The 22,777-nt window shown below is 47.0% G+C and carries 19 protein-coding genes; 15 read left to right on the top strand and 4 right to left on the bottom strand.

Features of this window, described 5'->3' with window-relative positions:
* Window positions 1–3: 3 nt before the first annotated feature.
* Window positions 4–1,872 (bottom strand): ABC transporter ATP-binding protein, encoded by a 1,869-nt coding sequence (locus WBG78_RS00945; protein WP_337324483.1) that lies wholly within the window; start codon window positions 1,870–1,872, stop codon window positions 4–6.
* A gap of 307 nt (window positions 1,873–2,179) precedes the next feature.
* On the opposite strand from WBG78_RS00945, the gene nusB reads away from it, so the two are divergent.
* The 9 genes from nusB (at window position 2,180) to WBG78_RS00900 (ending at window position 11,823) form a co-directional block, all read left to right on the top strand.
* Window positions 2,180–3,319: a transcription antitermination factor NusB gene (nusB, locus tag WBG78_RS00940; protein WP_337324482.1), complete on the top strand. Its 1,140-nt coding sequence runs from the start codon at window positions 2,180–2,182 to the stop codon at window positions 3,317–3,319.
* A gap of 79 nt (window positions 3,320–3,398) precedes the next feature.
* Window positions 3,399–3,707, top strand: coding sequence for a YtxH domain-containing protein (locus tag WBG78_RS00935; protein WP_337324481.1), 309 nt, complete (start codon window positions 3,399–3,401; stop codon window positions 3,705–3,707).
* 30 nt (window positions 3,708–3,737) lie between these two features.
* Entirely contained in the window at window positions 3,738–4,268 is a 531-nt protein-coding gene (locus WBG78_RS00930) for a DUF1573 domain-containing protein (RefSeq protein WP_337324480.1), read from the top strand.
* A gap of 103 nt (window positions 4,269–4,371) precedes the next feature.
* Window positions 4,372–4,674 carry a preprotein translocase subunit YajC gene (gene yajC, locus WBG78_RS00925; RefSeq protein ID WP_337324479.1) on the top strand — a complete coding sequence of 101 codons (303 nt, stop codon included), beginning with the start codon at window positions 4,372–4,374 and terminating at the stop codon, window positions 4,672–4,674.
* A 134-nt stretch (window positions 4,675–4,808) separates the two neighbouring features.
* A complete protein-coding gene (locus tag WBG78_RS00920; protein ID WP_337324478.1) occupies window positions 4,809–5,666 on the top strand; it encodes a hypothetical protein in 858 nt (285 codons plus the stop codon).
* Window positions 5,667–6,272 (top strand): dephospho-CoA kinase, encoded by a 606-nt coding sequence (gene coaE / locus WBG78_RS00915; protein WP_337324477.1) that lies wholly within the window; start codon window positions 5,667–5,669, stop codon window positions 6,270–6,272.
* An 83-nt stretch (window positions 6,273–6,355) separates the two neighbouring features.
* Window positions 6,356–7,378 carry an efflux RND transporter periplasmic adaptor subunit gene (locus tag WBG78_RS00910; RefSeq protein ID WP_337324476.1) on the top strand — a complete coding sequence of 341 codons (1,023 nt, stop codon included), beginning with the start codon at window positions 6,356–6,358 and terminating at the stop codon, window positions 7,376–7,378.
* A 22-nt stretch (window positions 7,379–7,400) separates the two neighbouring features.
* Window positions 7,401–10,505 (top strand): efflux RND transporter permease subunit, encoded by a 3,105-nt coding sequence (locus tag WBG78_RS00905; RefSeq protein ID WP_337324475.1) that lies wholly within the window; start codon window positions 7,401–7,403, stop codon window positions 10,503–10,505.
* A complete protein-coding gene (locus WBG78_RS00900; RefSeq protein ID WP_337324474.1) occupies window positions 10,495–11,823 on the top strand; it encodes a TolC family protein in 1,329 nt (442 codons plus the stop codon). Before WBG78_RS00905 ends, WBG78_RS00900 begins: the two co-directional genes overlap by 11 nt.
* Before the next feature lies 1 nt (window position 11,824).
* On the opposite strand, the gene WBG78_RS00895 is transcribed toward WBG78_RS00900, so the two are convergent.
* A complete protein-coding gene (locus WBG78_RS00895; RefSeq protein ID WP_337324473.1) occupies window positions 11,825–14,248 on the bottom strand; it encodes an ABC transporter permease in 2,424 nt (807 codons plus the stop codon).
* A gap of 6 nt (window positions 14,249–14,254) precedes the next feature.
* A complete protein-coding gene (locus tag WBG78_RS00890; RefSeq protein WP_337324472.1) occupies window positions 14,255–14,605 on the bottom strand; it encodes a DUF6249 domain-containing protein in 351 nt (116 codons plus the stop codon).
* A gap of 196 nt (window positions 14,606–14,801) precedes the next feature.
* Between WBG78_RS00890 and WBG78_RS00885 the strand changes: the two genes are divergently transcribed.
* The 3 genes from WBG78_RS00885 to WBG78_RS00875 all read left to right on the top strand — a co-directional run bounded on the left by WBG78_RS00885 (window position 14,802) and on the right by WBG78_RS00875 (window position 18,001).
* A complete protein-coding gene (locus WBG78_RS00885; protein WP_337324471.1) occupies window positions 14,802–15,344 on the top strand; it encodes an RNA polymerase sigma factor in 543 nt (180 codons plus the stop codon).
* A gap of 89 nt (window positions 15,345–15,433) precedes the next feature.
* Window positions 15,434–15,826 (top strand): hypothetical protein, encoded by a 393-nt coding sequence (locus WBG78_RS00880; protein ID WP_337324470.1) that lies wholly within the window; start codon window positions 15,434–15,436, stop codon window positions 15,824–15,826.
* A gap of 54 nt (window positions 15,827–15,880) precedes the next feature.
* The gene (locus WBG78_RS00875; protein WP_337324469.1) at window positions 15,881–18,001 is read left to right on the top strand and encodes an alpha-amylase family protein; all 2,121 of its coding nucleotides are present in this window, start codon (window positions 15,881–15,883) and stop codon (window positions 17,999–18,001) included.
* A gap of 229 nt (window positions 18,002–18,230) precedes the next feature.
* Here WBG78_RS00875 and WBG78_RS00870 read toward each other — a convergent pair whose 3' ends face one another.
* Window positions 18,231–18,656, bottom strand: coding sequence for a hypothetical protein (locus tag WBG78_RS00870; protein WP_337324468.1), 426 nt, complete (start codon window positions 18,654–18,656; stop codon window positions 18,231–18,233).
* 396 nt (window positions 18,657–19,052) lie between these two features.
* Between WBG78_RS00870 and WBG78_RS00865 the strand changes: the two genes are divergently transcribed.
* From WBG78_RS00865 to WBG78_RS00855, 3 genes are all read left to right on the top strand, one after another.
* Window positions 19,053–20,744 (top strand): polysaccharide biosynthesis tyrosine autokinase, encoded by a 1,692-nt coding sequence (locus tag WBG78_RS00865; protein WP_337324467.1) that lies wholly within the window; start codon window positions 19,053–19,055, stop codon window positions 20,742–20,744.
* A 41-nt stretch (window positions 20,745–20,785) separates the two neighbouring features.
* Window positions 20,786–21,859, top strand: a complete 1,074-nt coding sequence (locus tag WBG78_RS00860; protein ID WP_337324466.1) for an AI-2E family transporter — start codon at window positions 20,786–20,788, stop codon at window positions 21,857–21,859.
* A 78-nt stretch (window positions 21,860–21,937) separates the two neighbouring features.
* Window positions 21,938–22,747, top strand: a complete 810-nt coding sequence (locus tag WBG78_RS00855; RefSeq protein ID WP_337324465.1) for a S1 family peptidase — start codon at window positions 21,938–21,940, stop codon at window positions 22,745–22,747.
* Window positions 22,748–22,777: the final 30 nt, after the last annotated feature.

Genomic DNA, 22,777 nt, shown 5'->3' with positions numbered 1-22,777 from the left:
TGTCTATGATTCTGATGTAGGCAACACTTCCGGATTGGCCTCGCCAGACAACGACTCGTCGTCCTGGCCATCAGGGCTACCGTTGGAATTTTCTGAATCATCCACCTGCGACTGCTTTTCATACAGGTCGCGGTAGAATCCATTCTGCTCAATAAGCGACTCATGCGTGCCCGATTCAACAACAACACCGTCGAGCAGTACAATGATCTTGTTTGCAAGCTTTGCCGACGACACACGGTGCGATATGATGATCGTCGTCCTGCCGAGCATGATCCGCTTAAGCGCATTAAGAATGTTGTTCTCAGTGCGTGTATCAACCGCCGACAGTGCATCATCGAGCATGAGGATCTTTGGTTCCCGTACAATAGCCCGCGCGATAGACACGCGTTGCTTCTGACCACCCGAAAGGGTAATCCCACGTTCACCGACACGTGTTGAGAACCCCATCTGAAAGCCCATGATGTTTTCATAGACATCCGCGTCACGCGCCGCCTGCATCACCGATTGCTCGTTCGCGTTCTTAAGTCCGAATGCGATGTTATTAAAGATTGTGTCACTGAACAGAAACACATCCTGGGGAACGTACCCTATCTGACTGCGAAGGCTGTGGAGGTTATAATCAGAGATCGGAACATCATCGACGAGAATCTCACCATCACGGGCATCATAAAGCCGCGATACCAATGCCGAGATAGTGCTTTTCCCGGAGCCCGTCGCGCCAATGATCGCCATCGATTCACCGGGATTAATAACGAAGGATATGTTCTTCAGTGCTTTGATACCGGTGTCGGGATAAGTAAACGTTACGTTCTTAAACTCTACCTTGCCGGCAATCTCCCGATCTATGTCACGATCGGAAATGATGTTGGTTTTCGTCTTGAGGAATTCGTTGATGCGCTTCTGAGATGCCTCAGCACGTTGAACAAGACTGGTGGTCCATCCCAATTGGGCGACCGGCCATGTCAGTAAGTTAACATAGATCACAAACTCAGCAATGTTGCCAAGTGTGAGATTGCCATTGATGACTTCAGTGCTGCCGGCGTATACAGTTAAGATAGTGCTGAGCCCGATCAGTCCCATGATCAATGGATAAAACAGCGCCTGCACCTTTGTCAGCTTCAGCGACTGGCGACGGTAGATGTCGGCTTCCACATTGAATTTTGAAATCGACTCCTCTTCACGATTGAATGACTTGAGCACGCGGATTCCACTAAAGGCCTCCTGCACAAAAGTTGACAATCGCGACTGACTCTTCTGAATCAATTCAGAACGTTTTTCAACTGTATTGTTAACAAGAAAGATACTTAGGGATAACAATGGCAACGGACTCAGCGCATACCACGTCAGCCGCTCATGTATGCTGAACATGATTGGTATAAGCGTGAGGAACAACGTGGCCAGAGTAATGCCATACATGATGGCGGGGCCAAGGTACATCCGCACGCGGCCAACATCTTCGGCGATCCTGTTCATCAGGTCCCCCGTGTTGTTGCGGCGATAGAAACTTAGTGGCAGCGTCTGGTAATGTTCGAAGATTTCATTCTTTAAATCGTATTCGACCAATCGCGACATGACGATGAGCGTCTGCCGCACGAAGTAAAGAAACAGGCCCCGCAGAAATGCCATGAGCAATATCAGGGCAGCATACATGACAATGCCGAAGGCAAATACTTTGAAGAATTCCTTCTGCGCCCCGACCCCCTGCAACGTTTGATAGACCCGAAGGTTGTCGGCAACCAGGTCGATAGCATAACGCACCAGCTGTGCAGGTACGATCTGGAAATAATTCGATATGATGATGAATATTGTCCCCAGGATAAGGTGCCACTTGTACTTCAGCAGATACTTATTCAGGTACTTGAGTTCTTTCATCTTGTTCTAAAACCTCTTATCCAACTGATACTCTAGCACATAAATGCCGCAACTCAACAGGCAGAATGATAGCACCGATGGAATGTCTATGCTTGGTTATCACCTTGGGTATTTTATCAGTTGGTGGATATTTCATTCCGGCAGATCAGCAATTTAAAACGCAAACGAATTGACAAGGGTTTCTGTTCGGCCAATCAACCGTTTAACAAATTCCGTCGCAATTTGTGCGTATTGCTGATTTTCAAAAATCAAACCTACTATAATTTATCTATTTTTGTGCCCTGCAAAAAAACCGCCGTTCTTTACCATGCTTAACAGAAGAAGCCTCCGAATTAAAGTAATGCAAAGCCTCTTCGCCCTGCAGCAATGCAAGGATGCAAACTACGAGCTCTGTTTTGAACAGATTAATGAGGCGTTTTTACCCGACCTCAACTCGATGGAAGCCCAGGACAAGACGTTGCTGGCTGCCAACAAGAAAGAGGCCTCCAAGCTGTTCGAAACTGCATTTGCCAAAGGAGAAACCAGCGTTTCCCATGAGAATAAGACCATTGATAAAGTGGTCAACCAATGCTTCAAGTTTTACATTGCCCAATCAAAAAAGGATACAGACTTCTTTCGCAAGAACCTTGTTAGCGAGGTAGAGAAGATCTATGCTCATTACATCAGCGTCCTTTCGATTATTCCTGCCTTCAATCACGTTGCTGCATCCGATAAGAAAGTAAGCCATAAGAATTTTGTTAATAATGCCTGGATCAAGGCATTGAGCGACAGTCCTGCACTTCGGAAGGAGGCGCTCAAGTTCGGAAAGACCTGGGAAGACAAGAATGACCGTATTAAAGGATGGTTTCGCGATGTAATCCGCCAGGATAACGAGTATCTGAATTACCTCGATAAAAAGGAGCCTTCAACTGATGACCAGCGGAAATTCATCGGCCACCTCTTCAGAAAGGTCGTGCTGGGGAAAACTATCATCAATGAGTACTTCGAAGAGGAAGTGTTGCGCTGGGCGGAGGACAAGGATATTGTTAAAGGCCTCGTCGAGAAAACTGTAAAGACTTTTGATCCCTCAGAACCAACACCTCTTGTGCTTCACACGTTGTCGCTGAACTGGGACGACGATAAGGATTTTATTGAACGGTTGTACGACAAGGCGGCAGACCTCGATCCGAAGTTTAAGGAACTGGTGGCCAGCAATACGCGCAACTGGGAAGTGGATCGTCTGCCTCTTACCGATAGAATGATTCTGGAGATGGCAATTGCCGAATTGCTAACGTTTCCGAACATCCCTGTGAAAGTCACCATCAACGAATACATCGAGTTGGCAAAGAATTACAGCACGCCAAAAAGTCGTCAGTTCATCAACGGTATCCTTGATGTAATTGCCAAGGAATTGAAGGATTCCGGAGAAATCAAGAAGAGCGGCAGGGGTTTGATCGACAATAAATGACGATACAGCGGAATCGCACTTGTTAAAAATTGTTAAAATCTTGAATTTGCGTCATAACGCTAACTAATTTTGATGATCTATGAGCAAGAAGAGCGGAAACACATTGCTGATCTTTCTGTTTGGAGCAGCCACAGGCGCAATCCTTGGAATATTATACGCTCCAGACAAAGGCACGGCTACACGTGAGAAGCTGTCATATCAGCTCGACAAGTACCGGAACATGCTTCAGGAATTGATCAACGACTTTGTAAGTGGGAAAGAAACTCCCTTAACCTCGGAGGCGAAGAGCCAGGGCCAGAAGGTTGTTGATGAGGCCAAGAACAAGGCCGAGCGATTGCTTGAAGATGTAGATGAGTTACTGGAACAGATTCGTGGGAAAAAGAGTTAAGAGATCGTCAAACTGAAAGTATTATTAAACATGAAGCGTAATTTTTTAAAATCAATGTTGATGCTTGTGATCGTTGCAGCAGCAGCCACAGCATGCAAAGACAAGGACGCAGAAAAGAAGATAGCTGCTCTTGAGGCGCGACTCAATGACCTTGAGGGTAAAAAGGCTGCTCAACCTGCAATAACACCTGCTGCACCGGCACCTGAAACCAAACCTGAGGGTCCTATTCCGACGTTTGAATTCCAGACTACTGAGCACGACTTTGGAACTATCAATGAAGGTGATGTGGTAGAGTATCAATACGCCTTCAAGAACACCGGCAATGCGCCACTCATTATCCAGAACGCACAAGGTTCATGTGGTTGCACGGTTCCTGATTGGACCAAAGAGCCTATTCCCGTTGGCGGAACAGGATTCGTAAAAGCTAAATTCGACAGCAGCGGCAAGCCTAACATTCAAAACAAGACGGTGACCGTTACGGCAAATACATGGCCGAAGCAGACTGTCCTCCGATTCAAGGCGATGGTAACACCTAAGTCTGTTTCCAACCCTACAAAATAGTACCAGTTAATAGATTTAATAAATTCGCGCATCCCAATCTGTCGAAAAACGGGTTGGGATGTTTGTTTTAATTCAGATACCTTTGACGCCTTAATTGAACAATATGCACCCAATATTAGCTCAGGCTCAGCCAGGCAACTCTTACATGCCATTCTTCATTCTGGCATTCGCCGTGATCTTCTATTTCTTTATGATCAGGCCTCAACAGAAGAAACAGAAGGATGCTAAGAAGTTTATCGAGGAGTTAAAGAAGGGCGACTACGTCGTCACTATAGGTGGTGCACACGGTTATATTGGCGAGATGGAAGGCGATACCTTCATCCTCGAGGTTGAAAAAGGAGGCCGCATCCGATTCAACAAGAGTGCAATTTCAGCCGAAGCCACTAAGGCGGCGGCCAAGAAATAGCCAGTCCGGCACTGTAGTTGCCCACGGTAATTTGCTGATATTGCACCGTGGGGATTATCAATTCCATATTTAATTTACTTCGCTTCCATCAACGGAATTGGAAAGCCGTGGTGCTGTGCTTTATCACAGCATCAGTGTTTTGGTGTTTCAATGCGCTTAACAAGCGCTATACGACGACACTGAGTTTCCCCGTACAGTTTGAATTTGATCGCGAACGGTTCATTCCGGTTCGTCCTCTGCCCTCGCTGGTAAGGATCAACGTTACGGGTATTGGCTGGAATCTGCTTCGCCGCAGTGCAGGCGTGCGCGTTGCTCCCCTCGTCATTTCGCTGGAAAGACCTGCTGAAGTGAAGAAGATTGTGGGAAGCACTTTGCCGGCTCTTCTTTCAGCGCAACTCGGTGGATTCGATATTAACTTTATTCTTACAGACACCCTTCATCTCAGTGTTGAGCGAAAGGGAAGTCGACTATTGCGCCTGGAGCCCGACATGGCCGACATGCTGTTCAGACAAGGGTACGCACTTACAAGTCCCGTTGTATTGTCACCCGACACCGTTCGTTTGAAAGGACCATTGAGTTTACTGAGGTCTCTGCCCAATCCTTTATCAGTCAAGATTCCTCAAAGAAACATAGATGATGATTTTCAGGAGCCGGTGCGCCTGGCGTTTTTGAATGATGAGCTCATCTACAGAAATCCTGAGACCATAAACATCAGCTTTCGCGTAGACAAGATGGTTGAGATCAGCGATTCAGCAACTCTTGCAGTGATCCATGCGCCACGAAATTCGTGGCCGTTCATTGAGCGTCAGAAATTGCCCTGTAAAATTGCTGTCCCGGAACGTTCGCTCGACAGTCTGAAGATGGATTCCGTACGGGCTGTACTCGACCTCACGGGCTTCAAGCGTGGCACGAAGAAAATCATGCCTAAGGTGGTAGGCCTTCCCGCATATTCCCGGGTGCTGTCAATTGATTCTGTAACCATCAAATTCTAGGTGATCAAAACCCTTCAAATTGGCATAACAGGAGGCATCGGCTCCGGCAAAAGCCTGGTTTGCAAAATACTGGCATGCCTCGGCGCCCCCGTCTATGATGCAGACAGCCACGCGAAAAATTTAATGACCACCGATGGAATACTGATAAGTAACATCAAGAAAGAATTCGGAGAATTGTCCTATAATACCGATGGTAGCCTTAATCGGAAGTACCTGAGTGCGACAGTGTTTAACGATGCTGATAAGCTAGAGAAGTTGAATAGCCTGGTACATCCACGAGTGGCTCACGATTACGCCAGATGGCTGAGTGAACATTCAAACCATCCCTATGTTGTAAAAGAGGCTGCCCTACTGTATGAGGCGGGCTCTTACAAGCAACTGGACCGGATCGTCGTCGTAACGGCACCCGATGAGCTGAGGATCGAAAGAGTTGTGAAGCGTGATCCACATCGTTCTAAGGAACAGATCAGGGCAATCATCGGTCAACAAATGCCGCAAGAGGAAAAAATGAAACGCGCAGACTTCGTAGTCGTTAATGACGAGACCACCCTTCTGATTCCACAGATACTTGGATTGCACGCCGCGTTTCTCTCTATGCCGCGATAATCCGGAAACCTGTTCGAATCTCGTATTGTTACTTAAGTTATTCAGATCTCACTATGCTGCCATCTGTCAGAATTTTTGTCATCATGATTGTTATGCTTGGCGCGGTGTCATGCTCTAAGAAAAATGAGCAGGCCCCCACGGCCCGGCGTCAGCAAGGACCGTTGGTTGTAGATGGCTATGTTGTCAGAAAAACTTCCATCAGCGAAAACATCGAAGTACCCGGATCATTGCTGCCCTTCGAAGAGACTCAAATCAGAGCTGAAGTCGGAGGACGCGTGGTACAATTGAATATCCAGGAGGGCGCCAACGTTGCTAAGGGAACGCTGCTTCTCAAACTGTTTGATCAGGATCTGCAGGCACAGTTGAAGAAGTTTCAGGTACAGTTGGAGATCCGTGAAAAGACCCAGGAACGCAGTGCAGAACTTTTGAAGATCAATGGTATCAGCCAGCAGGACTACGACCTCAGCGAACTCGATGTTGAAAACCTTAAAGCGGATATTGAAGGTACCAAGATTGCAATCTCCAAAACTGAAGTTCGGGCACCTTATGCAGGTACGCTTGGTCTCCGCAATGTGAGCCTTGGTTCTTACATCTCACCAACGGACATCGTAACTACTTTACGCCAGGTCGACAATCTTAAGCTCGAGTTCTCGGTGCCTGAGAAATATGCGAAGGAAATTGTTAAGGGATATCAGATCACATTCCGCGTCGACGGTGGAGAGCGCGATCACGTTGCAAAAGTTATTGCAACTGAGAATGGTGTAGATCAGAATACGCGAACGCTCCGTGTGCGTGCAGTGGTAAACGCTACACACCGCGAACTCGTTCCTGGCGTTTTCGCCAAAGTGAACCTTCGCCTTGGCAATGATGATAACGCTTTGCTCGTTCCTTCACAAGCCATCATCCCTGCTGCGCGAAACAAGCAAGTGATCCTTTTCAAAGGTGACAGTGCTGCCTACACCGTTGTGGAAACCGGCATTCGCGACTCAGCGTTCGTCCAGGTAACCAAAGGACTCAAAGAAGGTGACACGGTTGTCACTACCGGCCTCATGGCGATACGGCCAAACGCCAAAATCAAAATTGCCCGCCTCACGGCAGAGCGATAGGTTAAACTTAAAATTCTGAATTATGAACATTTCAGAGATAAGCCTTAAGCGACCGGTGCTTGCCATCGTCATGAACATATTGCTCATACTGTTCGGTGCGGTCGGCTTTACATTTTTGGGTGTTCGCGATTATCCTGCGATCGATCCTCCCAACGTAAGTGTGCGCACGAACTATTCTGGTGCTAATGCCGATATCATTGAATCTCAGATCACGGAACCACTGGAGAAATCAATTAACGGTATCGCCGGTATAAAGAACATAACATCATCGTCGAGTGTAGGTTCAAGCAACATCAACATCGAATTTGAACTCGGCATTGACTTGGAGACCGCGACCAACGACGTACGCGATAAAGTATCGCAGGCCACCCGTCAACTTCCTCAGGACCTTACAGCCCCTCCCGTAGTATCTAAGGCAGATGCAAATTCGGATGCGATTATCGCGATGACGGTTCAAAGCAAGACACGTAATTCACTGCAGTTAACAGAATATGCAAACAACGTTCTTGTGGAACGTCTTCAGACCATCCCAGGAGTCAGTAGCATACAGGTTTGGGGTGAGAAACGATATGCCATGCGCATCTGGCTTGATCCATCAAAGCTCAGTGCATATGGACTCACCGCACTCGACGTACAAATTGCATTGAACAAGGAGAACGTAGAGCTTCCTTCCGGCAAGATTGCAGGTGATGCTACGGAACTTACCGTTCGCACCTTTGGCCGTCTCTACACTGAAGAAAGTTTCAATAACGTAATTGTTCGTTCACTTCCCGGCGGCGACATTCGGGTCAGAGACATTGGGGAAGCTGTACTTGGCCCTGAAAACGAAGAGTCTGTTCTTCGCGAAAGCAACATTCCCATGGTTGGCCTTGGACTCGTTCCTCTCCCTGGTTCAAATTATGTGGAAATCGCTGATGAGTACTACAAACGCATCGATCAAATTAAAAAAGACATGCCTGACGACATCACCATGGAGGTGATGACAGATCAAACAGTTTTTATTCGTCGTTCCATCGAGGAAGTTGAAGAGACACTGATCATTTCTATCCTCCTGGTTGTTGCTGTGATCTACCTTTTCTTCCGCGATGCTATTATAGCGTTTCGTCCGCTGATCGATATCCCCGTATCGTTAACGGCTACCTTCTTCGTCATGTACCTGTGCGGCTTCTCCATCAACGTACTTACAATGTTGGGTATCGTACTGGCAACCGGCCTCGTTGTTGACGACGGTATTGTGGTGACAGAAAACATTTATAAGAAACTAGAACAGGGGATGAATAAACACAGCGCCGCGCTCGAGGGTTCAAAAGAGATTTTCTTTGCAGTTATATCGACTTCCATTACCCTGGCCGTTGTGTTCCTTCCAATACTCTTCCTGCAGGGATTTACAGGCCGATTGTTTAGGGAATTCGGCATTGTTGTCGCAGGAGCCGTATTGATTTCATGCTTTGTTTCATTGACTCTTACCCCAGTGTTGAGTGTGAAGATGACCCGCAGTCATCACGAGCATTCATGGTTTTATCGCAAGACAGAGCCGTTCTTCCGCGGTATGGAGGAGGGCTATCAGCGCTGGCTGACTGGTTTCATGAAAGTGCGATGGGTTTCTATCATGGTGATCGTAGTTTGTTTGGGCAGCGCATATATGATCTTCTCCAACATTCAGTCAGAGCTTGCACCGATGGAAGACCGCAATCAGTTCTTTATGCAGTTGAGTGCGGCAGAAGGCACGTCATATGACTACATGGACAACTATGTTCAGAGTCTTGTTAAGTTTGTTCAGGATTCTGTCCCTGAATACAAATCAGCACTTTCGGTAACGGCCCCTGGATTTTCCGGTTCGGGATCTGTGAACAACGCCTTTATCCGCGTTACCCTCTCGGAGCCCAACGAGCGAGTTCGAAGTCAGCAGGAGATTGTTGATTATGTGGGCAAGAACCTTTCACATTATCCTCAGGGTCGCGCGTTTGCCATTCAACCACAAACCATCCAGGTGGGCCGTCGTGGAGGTGGACTTCCTGTTCAATTCGTAATTCAGAACAACAACTTTGAGAAGCTGAAGGAAGTGCTTCCTAAGTTTCAGGAAGCTGTAAATACCAACCCTACATTCCAGGGCGTCGACATCGATTTGAAGTTCAACAAACCTGAGCTTAACGTTCAGATTAACCGGCTCAAGGCCGCACAGCTTGGCGTAAGCGTTCAGGACATAGCCCAGACGTTGCAGCTTGCCTATAGCAATTTGCGCTTTGGTTACTTCACTCGTGAAGGAAAGCAATATCAGGTAATGGGCCAGGTGAAGCGTATTAACCGCGACGATCCGGACGATTTGAAGAACCTTTATGTTCGCACCGCGTCAGGACAGCTGGTATCGATCGATAACCTGGTTACCGTAGAAGAAACGACCACGCCGCCTTCTCTCTATCACTTTAACCGCTTTAAATCTGCAACAGTTAGCGCTGGTCTGGCCCCTGGCAAGACAATCGGAGATGGCATTAAAGCAATGGACGAGATAAAGGCGAAGTTGCTGGATGACACCTTTACGACGTCGTTGTCAGGAACTTCACGCGATTATTCGGAAAGCGCAAGCAATACTTCGTTTGCTTTTATTCTGGCCTTGGTTCTTATCTATCTCATTCTTGCGGCTCAGTTCGAAAGCTTTATAGATCCATTCACGATCATGTTCACTGTGCCACTCGCTATTGCAGGCGCTTTTATTGCATTGGCCCTGTTTGGCCAAACGTTCAATATCTTCTCGCAGATAGGTATGATCATGCTGATAGGTCTCGTTACCAAGAACGGTATCCTTATTGTTGAATTCGCCAACCAAAAGCGCGATGAAGGATTATCGAAGTTCGAGGCGGCCATCGAAGCATCACGCCTTCGCCTGCGTCCTATCCTTATGACAAGTCTTACTATGGCGTTGGGTTCACTGCCTCTTGCACTTTCAATAGGAGCAGCATCCACCAGCCGTCAGCCGTTGGGTATTGTGATCGTAGGTGGTGTGATGTTCTCATTGATCCTGACACTATTTGTTATTCCTGCGATGTACACGTACCTGTCGCGTAAACGCAAGCCTGCAATTGAACAGCAGGCCGTGCCCAAACAACCTGAACTGGTTTATGAAGCGTAGTCTAATCGTTAGTATTCTTGCAATATTCTGTATCTCGACATCAGTCAAAGCACAGACGACAGTAGTTTCGTTGGAGGAGGTTATAGCGCTGGCAATTGAGCAGAACTATGACGTCCGCGTAGCCAGCACGTTGTCGCACAGCGCCCAGGTCGATGACAAGTTTTCTGTCGGCGCCTTCTTTCCGGTGATAAATGCCACGGGTTCAAGAACCTGGAACGTAAACAATCAGCGGCAGATCCTTCGTAACGACAGCCTGGTTGAACGTAATGGCGTACGCACAAACAACATAGCCGCTGCCCTGCAAGCCAACTGGCTTGTATTTGACGGCGGTAGAATGTTCGCTACCCGTGAGCGACTCGACCAGCTCGCACAACAGGGCGTCATCAACGTGAAGGACCAAATGGTTCAAACCATATCACAGGTGGTGCTCAACTATTTCAATATCGTAAGGCAGAAGCAGCAACTCACAGCAATCAGAGAACTGGTAGTGCTGGGCGAGGAACGTGTACGCCTGGCGGATAGGAGACTGGCAGTAGGAACAGGTGCAAAGCCGGAACTTCTTCAGGCGAAAGTCGATCTGAATGCGCAACGGACAGCCGCCATTACACAGGAGACAACCATCGCCCAGCTTAAAGATCAGCTGAGCGGACTGGTGAATAAACGTCTCCCGGTTGTGTACGACGTTGCTGATACGATAATAATCGATTTGGACATCTCACAGGAGGATGTACAATCCAAGACAGAGACAAGCAACTACACTTTGCAGTCGTTCAAGAAGGGAGTTGATATAGCCAGTTTATCTGTAAGGGAACGAAGGGGCGAGACGTATCCCTTCATCAGTCTGATAGGCGCATATAATTTTTCCAGAACAGAAAACGAAGTTGTTATTAACAACTTTACTCCCTTGTTCAACAGGAACAGTGGATTCAACTATGGTTTGACGGCTTCGTTTCCCATAATGAATGGCTTCCTTAACCGTCGTAACATTGCACAGGCGCGAATCAATCTGGATCGCTCAAAGTTGCTTTATGAGCAGACGAAAATCAACATCGATGTCGCGATACGCAACGCCTACGTGGCGTACGAAAACGCCAAGAAGGTGTTGCTCATTGAGGAAGAGACTATCGGGTTGGCAAAGGAGAACATCTACATTGCTCTTGAAAGCTTTAAGCGCAGTGCAAACACATTTATTGAAGTTCGCACCGCGCAGCAAAGTCTTGCTGATGCCTATAACCGTTTGATCAACGCGCGGTATGTAGCCAAAGTTGCTGAGACCGAGTTACTAAGATTGAGCGGACAGCTGCTTCAGGAGAAGTAGTTTACTCATTCCTTAGATTATCAACGGGATTCATAAACGCTGCGCGAATGGTTTGTGATCCAATTGTGATCAGCCCGAGCACTAACAGCAAACTGCTCGAAAGAACAATTACGCGGACATCTACGGTCGTCCTGTACGCCAGCATCTGAAGCCATTGATTGTTCAGCAGCCAGGCCAGCGGCGTACCAATTAGTAATGACAGCATAATCAGCTTCATAAAATTCCCCGACAGCAGCCGGATAATTTGCGCGTCACTGGACCCTAGCACTTTTCGTATCGATATTTCTTTAGTTCTGATTTCAGTAGAATAGGTTGCCATCCCCATCAGTCCCATACAGGAGATGAACACAGCAAGTGCAGCAATGGCGCTAACAACGCGCACCAGGTCACCGAGAGTAGTTTCGTAAAATACTTCCATCTTTTCATTCATGGTGCCCGCATCCATCTTGAAATCGGGATGTGCGGCTTTCCAGGCGGCCGAGATCGAATTCATCGCTGCACTCTTATCACCCGAGTATTTTACGTGTACGAGATCAAAGTTTTCGGGACGATACAGCAGGGCCATAGGACTGATGTTCATTAGCAGTATCTGATGATTATAGTTTTTCAATACGCCAATTATTGTCTTCCTGGTTGAGTCCTCCTGAAACATGATTTGCTGACCAAGGGCTTCTGATGCCGATGCATAGTGAAGCGGTTTCAGTGCTTCCTCGTTGATGACTATCTTATCGGAATTTGATTTAGGATTAGTTGCATCAAAGTATCGACCAACAACCAGTGGCAGCGAGAGATTATCCGCATAGCCCTCATCGACGCTGAAGTACAGGAGCGTCACCCAATCCTTTCCGGTTGCCTCATTGGAGAATCCACTTCCACGACTTTCACCCGTAGCCGGCAGGTGAGAAGCGGCTGCAATACTTTCAATGTTTGAATATTGTGACAGTGCGCTCTTGAAGGGGTCATAGGCAGCGCCATTGAGACGCACCACAATGTTATTGTCGTGATTGAAACCATGATCCTTTCCAAGGAAAAGATCCAGCTGGTTATGCAGGACAATTACAGTAAGGATGAATATCAGCGACAGGGCAAATTGAGCCACGATTATCCCTTTACGCAAGGTGAGTCGTGAGAACAGTCGTACATCATGAAGTTTCTTTAACACCTTCACTGGCTGGAATCCCGACAACATCATTGCCGGTACAATGCCTGCGATCAGGCCAACCGTTATGGCAAAGATCAAACACGCCAGATATACTGCACCATTAGCTTCCATGTCCCAATGAAAGAGACGGGCAAAGTTCAATTGCAGGAGAAAGGGCTTGATCATCCATACGCCTAGCAAACCTATAAGCAATGCAAAGAGCGACACGATTACCGACTCCGAAAGAAATTGAAGTACAATGTTTCTGCGGCTTGCTCCATTGACTTTTCGAACGCCGATCTCTCTTGCGCGGCTTAGAGCCCTTGCAATGGATAGGTTCGTAAAATTAAAGCACGATGTCAGCATTATAATCACTGCAAGTCCCGAAAGAAATCCTACGATGATCCAGGGCATGCTCGGACCAATGGGATTGTTGATGAATGCACCTGGCGTAATTTCGAAAAGTGGTTGCAGCTGAAACTTCGCCCGGTATTGCTCTGGATCCTTATTGATAGCAATCCGTTTTTCGTAAATGCGATTGAGATGTTCCGTTATGTTCTGAACCGGTTCACTTTCATCAGTCATTATGTATGTCCATCCTTCCCAGTAGTTAAACCAGTTATCGAGTTCGTTGGCCCCACGACCTGCGGCCTGCATGCTCTTAACGGTAGCCATACTTGCAAGACCATCAAACACGATGTGCGACTTACGATTTGTCTTTTTCAATATCCCGGTTACTTTGTAGAGGTCCTTATCAACTTTCAGCGTAAGCCCCACAGGATTTTCCTCTTCAAACATCCGATCGGCCGCCTCGCGCGTAAGCACTACTGTGAAAGGTTCTTTTAGAGCTGTTGATGCATCGCCTTCTTCAAGTTCATATTGAAAGAACTGCAATACCTCAGGATCCGCATAGTAGCCGGAAACCGGAATGTTAATATCGCGACCTTCAATTTCCATCCAATGATTACCGAAGCCGCGTTTTAATCTCACAGCATTGCTCACGCCGGTGTAGTTGTTCATCAACTCATCGCGGAGTGCTAATGGCGTTGTAGCATTGTCCATTCCACCAGTTGGTGTTCCCGCCGACGTAACGGGGCGGCTGGTGACACGATAGATGCTTTTGCCATTCGTATTGAACCGGTCATACATGAGTTGATCAGCAACGAGCATGATCACTGCCATACAAACCGCCATGCTCACCGAAAGGCCCAGAATGTTGATCGCAGAAAAGAACCTGTGGCGGCGGATATTGCGTATAGCCACCAGAATATAATTGAACAACATGGCGGGCTATTTTTGGAGGTGCTGCTTTACAATGAAATAATAAACGAGGAAGCCGACGGACAATGATACCGACAGTATGCCAAATGGCAGAGTGGAATCCATGTCGACGGACATATAGTCAATAAGAATAAGGCCGATGCCTCCCGACAGCGCCAGTAACCCCCACTTCAGCGGGCTATATTGATTGGCGGCAGCGGTATGCTTCTTGAAGATCGCCTGGGTATCTTCGTTGACGAACCCTTTCTCTATCATCTTTTTCTTAAGGACGTAGTCGGTAAATACTTTTGTGAAGAAGTAGATGGTGAGTCCGAAACTTCCGATGATCGATATGGGCATTAAAACTTCCGTGAATCGCATAATACTTTATTTGATGTGTGTGAAATTTTTCTGTTTGGCCGTATGACACAACTACAGGCGCGGGTGTTTCAAAAGTTTTAAAAAACTTTTAAAGAAAGGCGACGTACGGACCTCCGGCGCGGGGTTGAGATATCCGGAACAATTTTCTTTCACTTTGTTGAAACATCTGCCAACTTAAGGGTGTCTAACGCTACTCATGGTTGACGACAGGGCCCTGGTGCGCAGAATTCAGGATGGGGATATGCATGCTTTAAGGGTACTTATCCGGCAGCATGAACGGCTGGTCCAGCACATGGTGGGTCGGGTCGTAGCCAATGAGGTGGAGCGCGAGGAACTTTGCCAGGATGTGTTTCTGAAAGTGTATAACAGTCTTGGAACGTTTGCCTTTCAATCAAAGTTATCGACCTGGATTGCCACGATTGCTTACCGGCATGCACTGAATCATTTGCGGGGAAAGAGAAGTGCGATGCTGGAATTGCCAACGGATGATTCGACCGCGGTGTTCGTTGAGACGCAAACGCCGGAGACGGCCATGAGCGAAAGTGATCTGAACGATCACGTAAAGAAGTTGATTGAGCGACTGCCTTTACAATATAAGATGATCATCAACCTCTATCATATTGAAGAGATGTCGTATGCGGAGATTGGAACGATCATGGAATTGCCGGAGGGTACGGTAAAAAGCTATTTGTTTCGGGCGCGCGCAATGTTGAAGGAGTATGTGAAGAAGTATATTTGAAACAAGGTCACAGGGCCTCATTGCCGGGCGGAACCCGAGGCAAATAGATGAAGTGAACAGAATAACGGTCGAACATTAAAGTAATGCTGATGGATACAATCCCGGATGATGAACTGCAAAGAATGGCGGAGGAAAGTTCGGCTTCATCCAATGACCGTGACTTCATAGCTTATCAAACGGTACTCCGCATTCTAAGTGAGAAACCTGTAGTCAGGAAGTCGGGAATTGAAGACGCTGTAATAGCAAAGATTACGCTGTCCAGGAAACGGAGTGCATTTAGAGAGCATGCGTGGCTGATAGCTGGAGTCGTGTTCCTTATCCTGGGAGGTGTGATTGCCGTGGCCATTTCCGGCTTTACGGTTGCTCTTTCCGGCTGGCAGCGAAACATAATGATGCTTGGCCTATGTGGCGGCCTGGTCATCATAGCTCTCAACGCACTCGAACGTAAACTTCTGAATCGCCACACTGCCGACCATCATTGACGTCGTTTGGCACGAAGCAAAATCGTTATAAATTATTGCTTCGACGCTATCCTGATGAGATTCTCATTTCTTTGTATCGTACTAATAGCTTTCGCATCCTGCCGTGAGCAAAAGAACAACTTGCTTCGGACAGGACCGGTGAACTGGCCCGATTCGATCGCCTGGTGGAAGGCGAATAATCTTCGCGTCATCCAGACGAACCTTCCCGCTTATGAAGCGACCTTAAATCCCGACTCGCTCGTTGATGACCTGAAGGATTATTCTGCCAATGTCCTGATCATAAATGCAGGTGGTATCATGGCCTTTTATCCAACGGAACTTGAGGACCACTATGTTAATCCATATATGCAACCAGCAATGCTGGGAGATGTCGTCAGGAAATGTCATGAGGCAGGGATAAAAGTTATTGTACGCTTTGATTTCAGTCGCGCTCACCGCTCAATCTTTGAGAAACATCCCGACTGGTTCTACATTTCTCCTGATGGCGAACGCATCATCAACGACGACATGTATGTGGTGTCGATCAATGCTCCTTATGAACAGAATGTAATGTTCAAAATTGTAGAGGAAGTGATCGACAAATATCCAGTCGACGGTATTTTCATTAACATGCCCGGATATCAGGTACGCAATCCTTATGTTGGAAAGTATCATGGCATCGACCAGAATGTGTATGACAGGGAACGCTTCCAAAAGTTTAGCGGCCTTAAGCTTCCGGTTAAGGAAGATTTCTCCGACCCGATCTTTAAACGCTACGTTGAGTTTAAAGAATTCACAACCGAGGAACTGATGCATCGACTCCATGATGTTGTAAAGAAGAAGAACCCTCAGATCGCGATATGTACCTACTCAGAAAAATATGTCGATATAGTTCGTCACGAGTCACAAACGAACTCGTTACCCTACTGGCCTTATAACGCCTCCGACAACGTCAACAATACGCTTACTTCCTTTCCTCATCATATCGTTAGCAACGCGAGCATCCAGCAGATATCATTTCAATCGCGATACAATGCTGTTGAGCCGGCCGAAGTGAGAATCAGACTCTACGAGAATATCGCGAATGGTTCGGGACTCGATATGAGCATGATGGGCGACTTCAGAAACTACGAGGACGAGCGTAATTATGATGTGCTACGGCAGGTCTATGCACACCACATGAAGTTCGAGCAATATTATGGCAGGTACCGCTCGACAGCGCAAGTCGCCGTTGTTTCGCCGGGATCGTGGCCTTCCGGTGAGTCTGCACAGGAGTACAGAGGAATCCAGCTGATGTTAAAAGAGTCGCATATCCAGCACGACCTTATAGAAGATACTCAATTGCCGATATTGGGTGATGCACTTCAAAGGTACAAAGTGCTTATACTTCCGGATATCCTGCGGCTCGATTCTGCGGCAATCGCTACACTCGAGTCGTTGCAACGAAAGGGCACTCACCTGATCGCAACAAACCGCACGTTTTCAGACAACGGCGATGCTTTGTTCAGAATATTTGGAGCAAAAGCCATTGAAGTTGATCACGATGGCGCAGGATTTTATGTATCACCCGAAAGGAATAATGCCTTCAAGAGACTTCGCGGTCAGAAACTCATCTCATGGAAGTTCAATCTCGGGCTGTACTCTTTCCCTGAGGCCGACACATTATTGCCGATTTACACGCCGGGCAGACCTGGTCCGCCGGAGATTATTGGTGGACATGCCCGCACAAAGCATCACCTATTGGGCCTGAAGAAGAACGGATCTGCAAGTGCAGTGTTGATCCCTGCAAACCTCGGCCGGTTGTACTACGTACTCGGGTATCAGCAATACAAGAATATCTTGCTTGATGTGATCGACGTCTTGGACGTAAGCATTTCAAGTTCGATAATCACGAATGCGCCGTCCCGTGTGGAAGTGATAACACAGGAGTTCACCACGAACATACCGCAGCACCTGCAGTGGTCGGATTCTGATGGTGTGATTGTCCACCTTGTTAATCTGACAGGCTACAGCAATACCTATTTTGAGCCGCTTACCGTTGAGGACATTTCGTTTCGACTCAGAACTGATTTTAAGCCGTCATCAATCCGAACGATGACTACTGATAGGCCGATCGAATTCACCTGGTCCGATGGCACGCTGCAATTCACCGTCCCCCGATTAACGGACTATGAGGCGGTAATAGTAATGCGATAGATCTTGGCGTTGTTTCCGCGCGGCAACATTATTGTACTGTTTGTAAGGCAAGGCCGTTGGGGCAAGCTTCTGTCGCTGACATTGGTTTGCAGCCTTGCCCGGTCGGGGAGTTTGTTTCCCGATTACGTTGCGTTATTGTGGAAAATTGGCACACCAGCACAGCGTTGTGCAATAGCCACTGCGTTGCACCGGCAAGTGGAATTTAGCTTCCAGCGGATGGTTCCGACACTTACTTGTCGATTGGCTCGAGCGGAGCTTTCGCGATTGGAAGTGAGATCTTCTTGCCAGAGTTGTCTCCGTTTTCATCCTTCAAAATTTCTCCTTCATTGACGTGATCTATCTTTACACGGGCAACATCACCGTCAAATGAGAGTTTGAAAGTGCGCGTGGCGCACATCCCTTTCCTCACGTACTTCTCTTTCTCGTCAGTAATACTATAGGCCTTTTGTGCGATTCGCTTGTTGTCTTTTCCATAGAAACTGACATAAGCAACTACCTTTTCGTAGGTTTTGTCGGGCACCATCTGGAACACGAATCGCTTGTGACCCGATTGCATTTGCGCATACATGCCAGTCGTTGTTTGGGCAACTGACGATGCACCCATTGAAATCATTACCAGGACGAGGAGTACGTACAGAATTGTAACTTTTTTCATGGCATCAATGTTTAAAGTAGTACACCCATATTATAACATTGACAACTACCAGCGAAGCTCCCCTCGACAGTCGCCGGTCATCCTCCATATTCGGACAGCTATACCGTTCAATGTCCACCTGCGGAACGTTGACTTGGCAAGAAAAGTGTAGAAAAATTCAACAAACAAGACTTCGGATAGTAGAGCAGTTATTGATAAGCCTTAAAGACGGCGGCAGTTTGAACTTAAATAGACTTTGCTTGAATTGTCAAGCACGTATTTTACTAACTTTAGTTGAGGGATATCGGACCCGCATAGCGTAAGTGTCTTAGCCCCGGCTGAACGGTTGCCGTTGTTGTATGACTTTTGGTGTCAGGTATGTCTGGTCTGCATAAAAGTGAGACTCGTTAACCAAGGATGAAAAGCAAGAACGCACATAGAGCCAGCTTTTTGCATCGGGTGCTTTTCCGGTACTTCCCGTATTGGCCGCTGTTTGCGTCGTTAACTCTACTGGCACTATTTGGCGCGTGGTCCTATTTGTATATCACTGATCCTGTCTATGAGATTAGGGCGAAGCTTCTTCTGAGTGAGCGAAATATTTCGGCCACAGCTCAGCATCAGATTTCAAAGGATACAATTTCAAAATCTCTTGATGAACGGGCCAAACTGGAGGTCCTGACCTCGCGTTCGCTTGTCGAGGATATTATTCGTGAACTTAATTTAACGTCACAGGTATACGATGAAGGACTGTTGCGTGACCGGCCTGCATTTGCATCTGCGCCCATCGTTGTGCAGGTCCGAAATGTGGACCGGATAAAAACACATAAGCAGGTACCGCTCGGTTACCAGGCGCGTGAGCAGACTGTACTGTTTGACGGAAAGCAATACAGACTCGATTCCTGGATCCGTTCGTATTACGGCGAGATTCGGTTTGTGAAGAATACACTTTCACACGAGTCGCGATCCGGAGATTTTTATGTTTCCTTTCAGGACTTCCGTGAAGTTACAGATGATCTGATCGACCAACTTAAAATTCTGCGTGAAGAAGATAATACTGGGGTGGTATCAATCGTCTATCGCGACACTGATCAATATCGTGGCGAGTCAATTTTGGAGGCGCTAATCAAAACGTATCAAGAGGAAGTTCATGACGTCCGCGTACTTGATCGTGCTCAGTCATCCGTAGATCCCGTTGCGCCACAACCATCAATAGCTTATGCAAGTGCTGTAGCGTTGGCATTATTGCTGTCTGTTGGCTGGGTCACATGGAAGGAACAGCTGGGCAGCACCATACTATTCCGAACCGAAATTGAAGACGTGACAAGCATTCCAATAGCTGCGGAGATATCCGATTCTCAGATGAAGGATTATGTCGTTGTCGACAACTTCAGAAAACCTCAGCTCACAGACCAGTTTATGCAGATGCGTGCAGCCATTCAGTTGTATGGCACGCACGGGAAGAGTGTCGTAATGGTGACTTCATCCAATGCGGGCGAAGGGAAGACTTTTGTCAGTGCCAATTTTGCCATTAGTATAACCGCCTCAGACAAGAAGGTATTGTTGCTTGATCTGGACTTCAGAAATCCAAGGTTATCTTCACTATATAACATTGCAACCACGGCTGGCGCAGCCGATGTCCTGCTCGGCGCGGCGTCATTGCAGGAAACAATACGACCTACCGCAGTTCACAACCTTTATCTCCTTTCGGCCGGCAAGAGACGTGAAAATGCAACGACTATATTGATGGATTCCGACTTGAGTGGGTTGCTGCAGAAACTTCGTTCTACATTTGACTTCATCGTCATTGATACGCCGCCCGTCAATCCTGTTATTGATGGTTATGTGATCTCACCGTTTTGTGATGTCACTTTGTTTGTCATGCGTCACGGGAACACTCCTAAAACAGCGCTTGAGCCGTTCCGATTAAATGGGAAAGTGACGACGTTAAAGAACCTCAATATCGTTTTTAATGGCGTTCGGCCTCGTGGTATGATCAGGAGTCTGTATCCTTACGGATATGGAAGTGCCTATGAGTATGGCGAAGAACGCACACGCAAGCGCTCCCGCTGGTTCGGCTTCCTGTTCAATTTTTCCAGCAGAAGTTTATAGGCCGTTGTTTTTGCCTATCTTCAGAGTAAACAAACACCTTCATGCAGACGGAGCATCGCCTATTTGCCCCAACAATCTTTTTATTATTTGCAACACTATTGGTAATGGCCATGCTGGCCGGCGGCCAACTATTGATTCCATTTGTGTGGGCATTTCTCTTCTCTTACGTGATGATGCCGTTTGCAATCTTGTTGGAGAAGAAAGTTTCCCGTTCGGTAGCCGCGATCATTGCAACACTTGTATTTGTTATCGTGAGCGGCCTCGTGCTGTTTTTCCTCATTTATGAGGCAATCCGGATTATGAGGAATGAACCTGTTTTATTTGAGAAGATCCGCTCGGCTGTGGATCAGTTACAGATGCATTTTGAAAGCATCATGGGAGTTAAACTTGTCGACACAGCAAATGCTCACAATACGGAAGGGCTACGCGGCATCGTCAATTGGTTCGCCAAGCAAATTGTCGGTATAGGCGAGAATGTGGTTACGCTGACACTAATTCCGATGTATTTGTTTTTTATACTGAACTACCGCGGGCTGCTGACTGCCTTTGTGGAAAAGAGATACAGCGGCGAAAGAAAGAGAGATATGGAATTGTTTTTTACCCGCGCCGAATTCTCTATTCAAAACTATTTGCTTGGTACCCTTATCCTTACCGGTGTTTCAACGGTGATGAGTTTTCTTATCCTGTTTGCGTTTGGAATTAATTATGCCTTCTTCTTTGCCGTATTCATCGCGCTGCTAAATCTTATTCCGTATATAGGCAATCTGACCGCGTTTGTTGTCGTATTAATGTTTGTGTGGATCACTAAAGATACAGGCTCAGCGGTGCTGTTTGTCGGATTGTCGCTTTGGTTGTCAAATATTATACAGGAGAATTTTCTGCGTCCTAAACTTATCGGTGATAAAATGGAGATGAACGCCATGATGGTATTCACGGCAGTTGTGGTAGGTGGAATGATCTGGGGATTCTCGGGAATGGTCTTGTTCATTCCATTACTCGGCATACTTCAAGCGTTACTAAACAGCAGTCCCGAATGGCGGCCCTACGCTGTCTTCTTTGAGGCAGGCGGCAAGAAGACTATCGAGGAGATTAAGGATCACGAAGAGACAACGTAGCACCAGGCGTGTAAACTTTCCTGCGGTGCATTGCTTCATTGAATCGAAATTCTAATTGTTCATTTCGTGAGCCGAATAATGAAACGACTTTCAATTATTGCCCTCGGAATTAATATTATCTGTGCATTGCTGACGTCCTGTACCTCACCAGAGCGATCACCTGAAGATACCAGCAACAGCGATCTGTACGGGACCAACTTCAAGATGGGCTTCAGCAAGAGTTCGGGCCCGCTGCTGAATACTTTCTTTACTTTTAAACTGCACGATACGATACCTCCAATGCTGCTCACAGCGCATCACGTTGTGGCAGTGAAGGGAAGAGGCGATGAATTTTATCGATGGAATGAACTAACCGGTAAACTCTCTCATGCATGGCTTTGGAGTATTCATGATGATAGATTGCAAACCGGACTTGGCGACAACATTCCGGTTCCGAATGCAATGACCATGCAGATTGATTTGGCAGCTTATCAGTTACCGGACGACCAGCGGGAGTTGCCTTACCTTCGGCCGTCGGAAACTGCAGCCAATGTGGGTGACTCAGTTATTCTTTTTTCAAAATTGAAAGTACGGGATCATTATTCATTGCTTACACCCGGCATAATCATCTACGCCACTGACAGCCTGATCATATATGAATTGCAATGTGATACGTTGATTCAAATGGCCGGCACGAGCGGCTCTCCAGTATTGGATTTGAAGCATCGTGTTGTATCAAATAGCTTCGGAGCGTTTAGTATTCCTGACAGTACATTAATTGAAACACAGCTTGCACCGATGTTTCCGTTGATCAGAAAGCTTCGCGTACGTCAGGGGAAAACTTATGGTATCGGTGTGCCCATCCAGTTAATTTCACAAAGTCTGTACAAAGCGCTAGGCGATAAGTAAAGCAATTCGATTGAAGTTACATTTTCGATA

Source organism: Chryseolinea sp. T2, assembly GCF_037203685.1.
Taxonomy (GTDB): domain Bacteria; phylum Bacteroidota; class Bacteroidia; order Cytophagales; family Cyclobacteriaceae; genus Chryseolinea.
The sequence above is the reverse complement of the archived record's forward strand: the minus strand, read 5'-3'. Positions and strand labels throughout refer to the sequence as shown.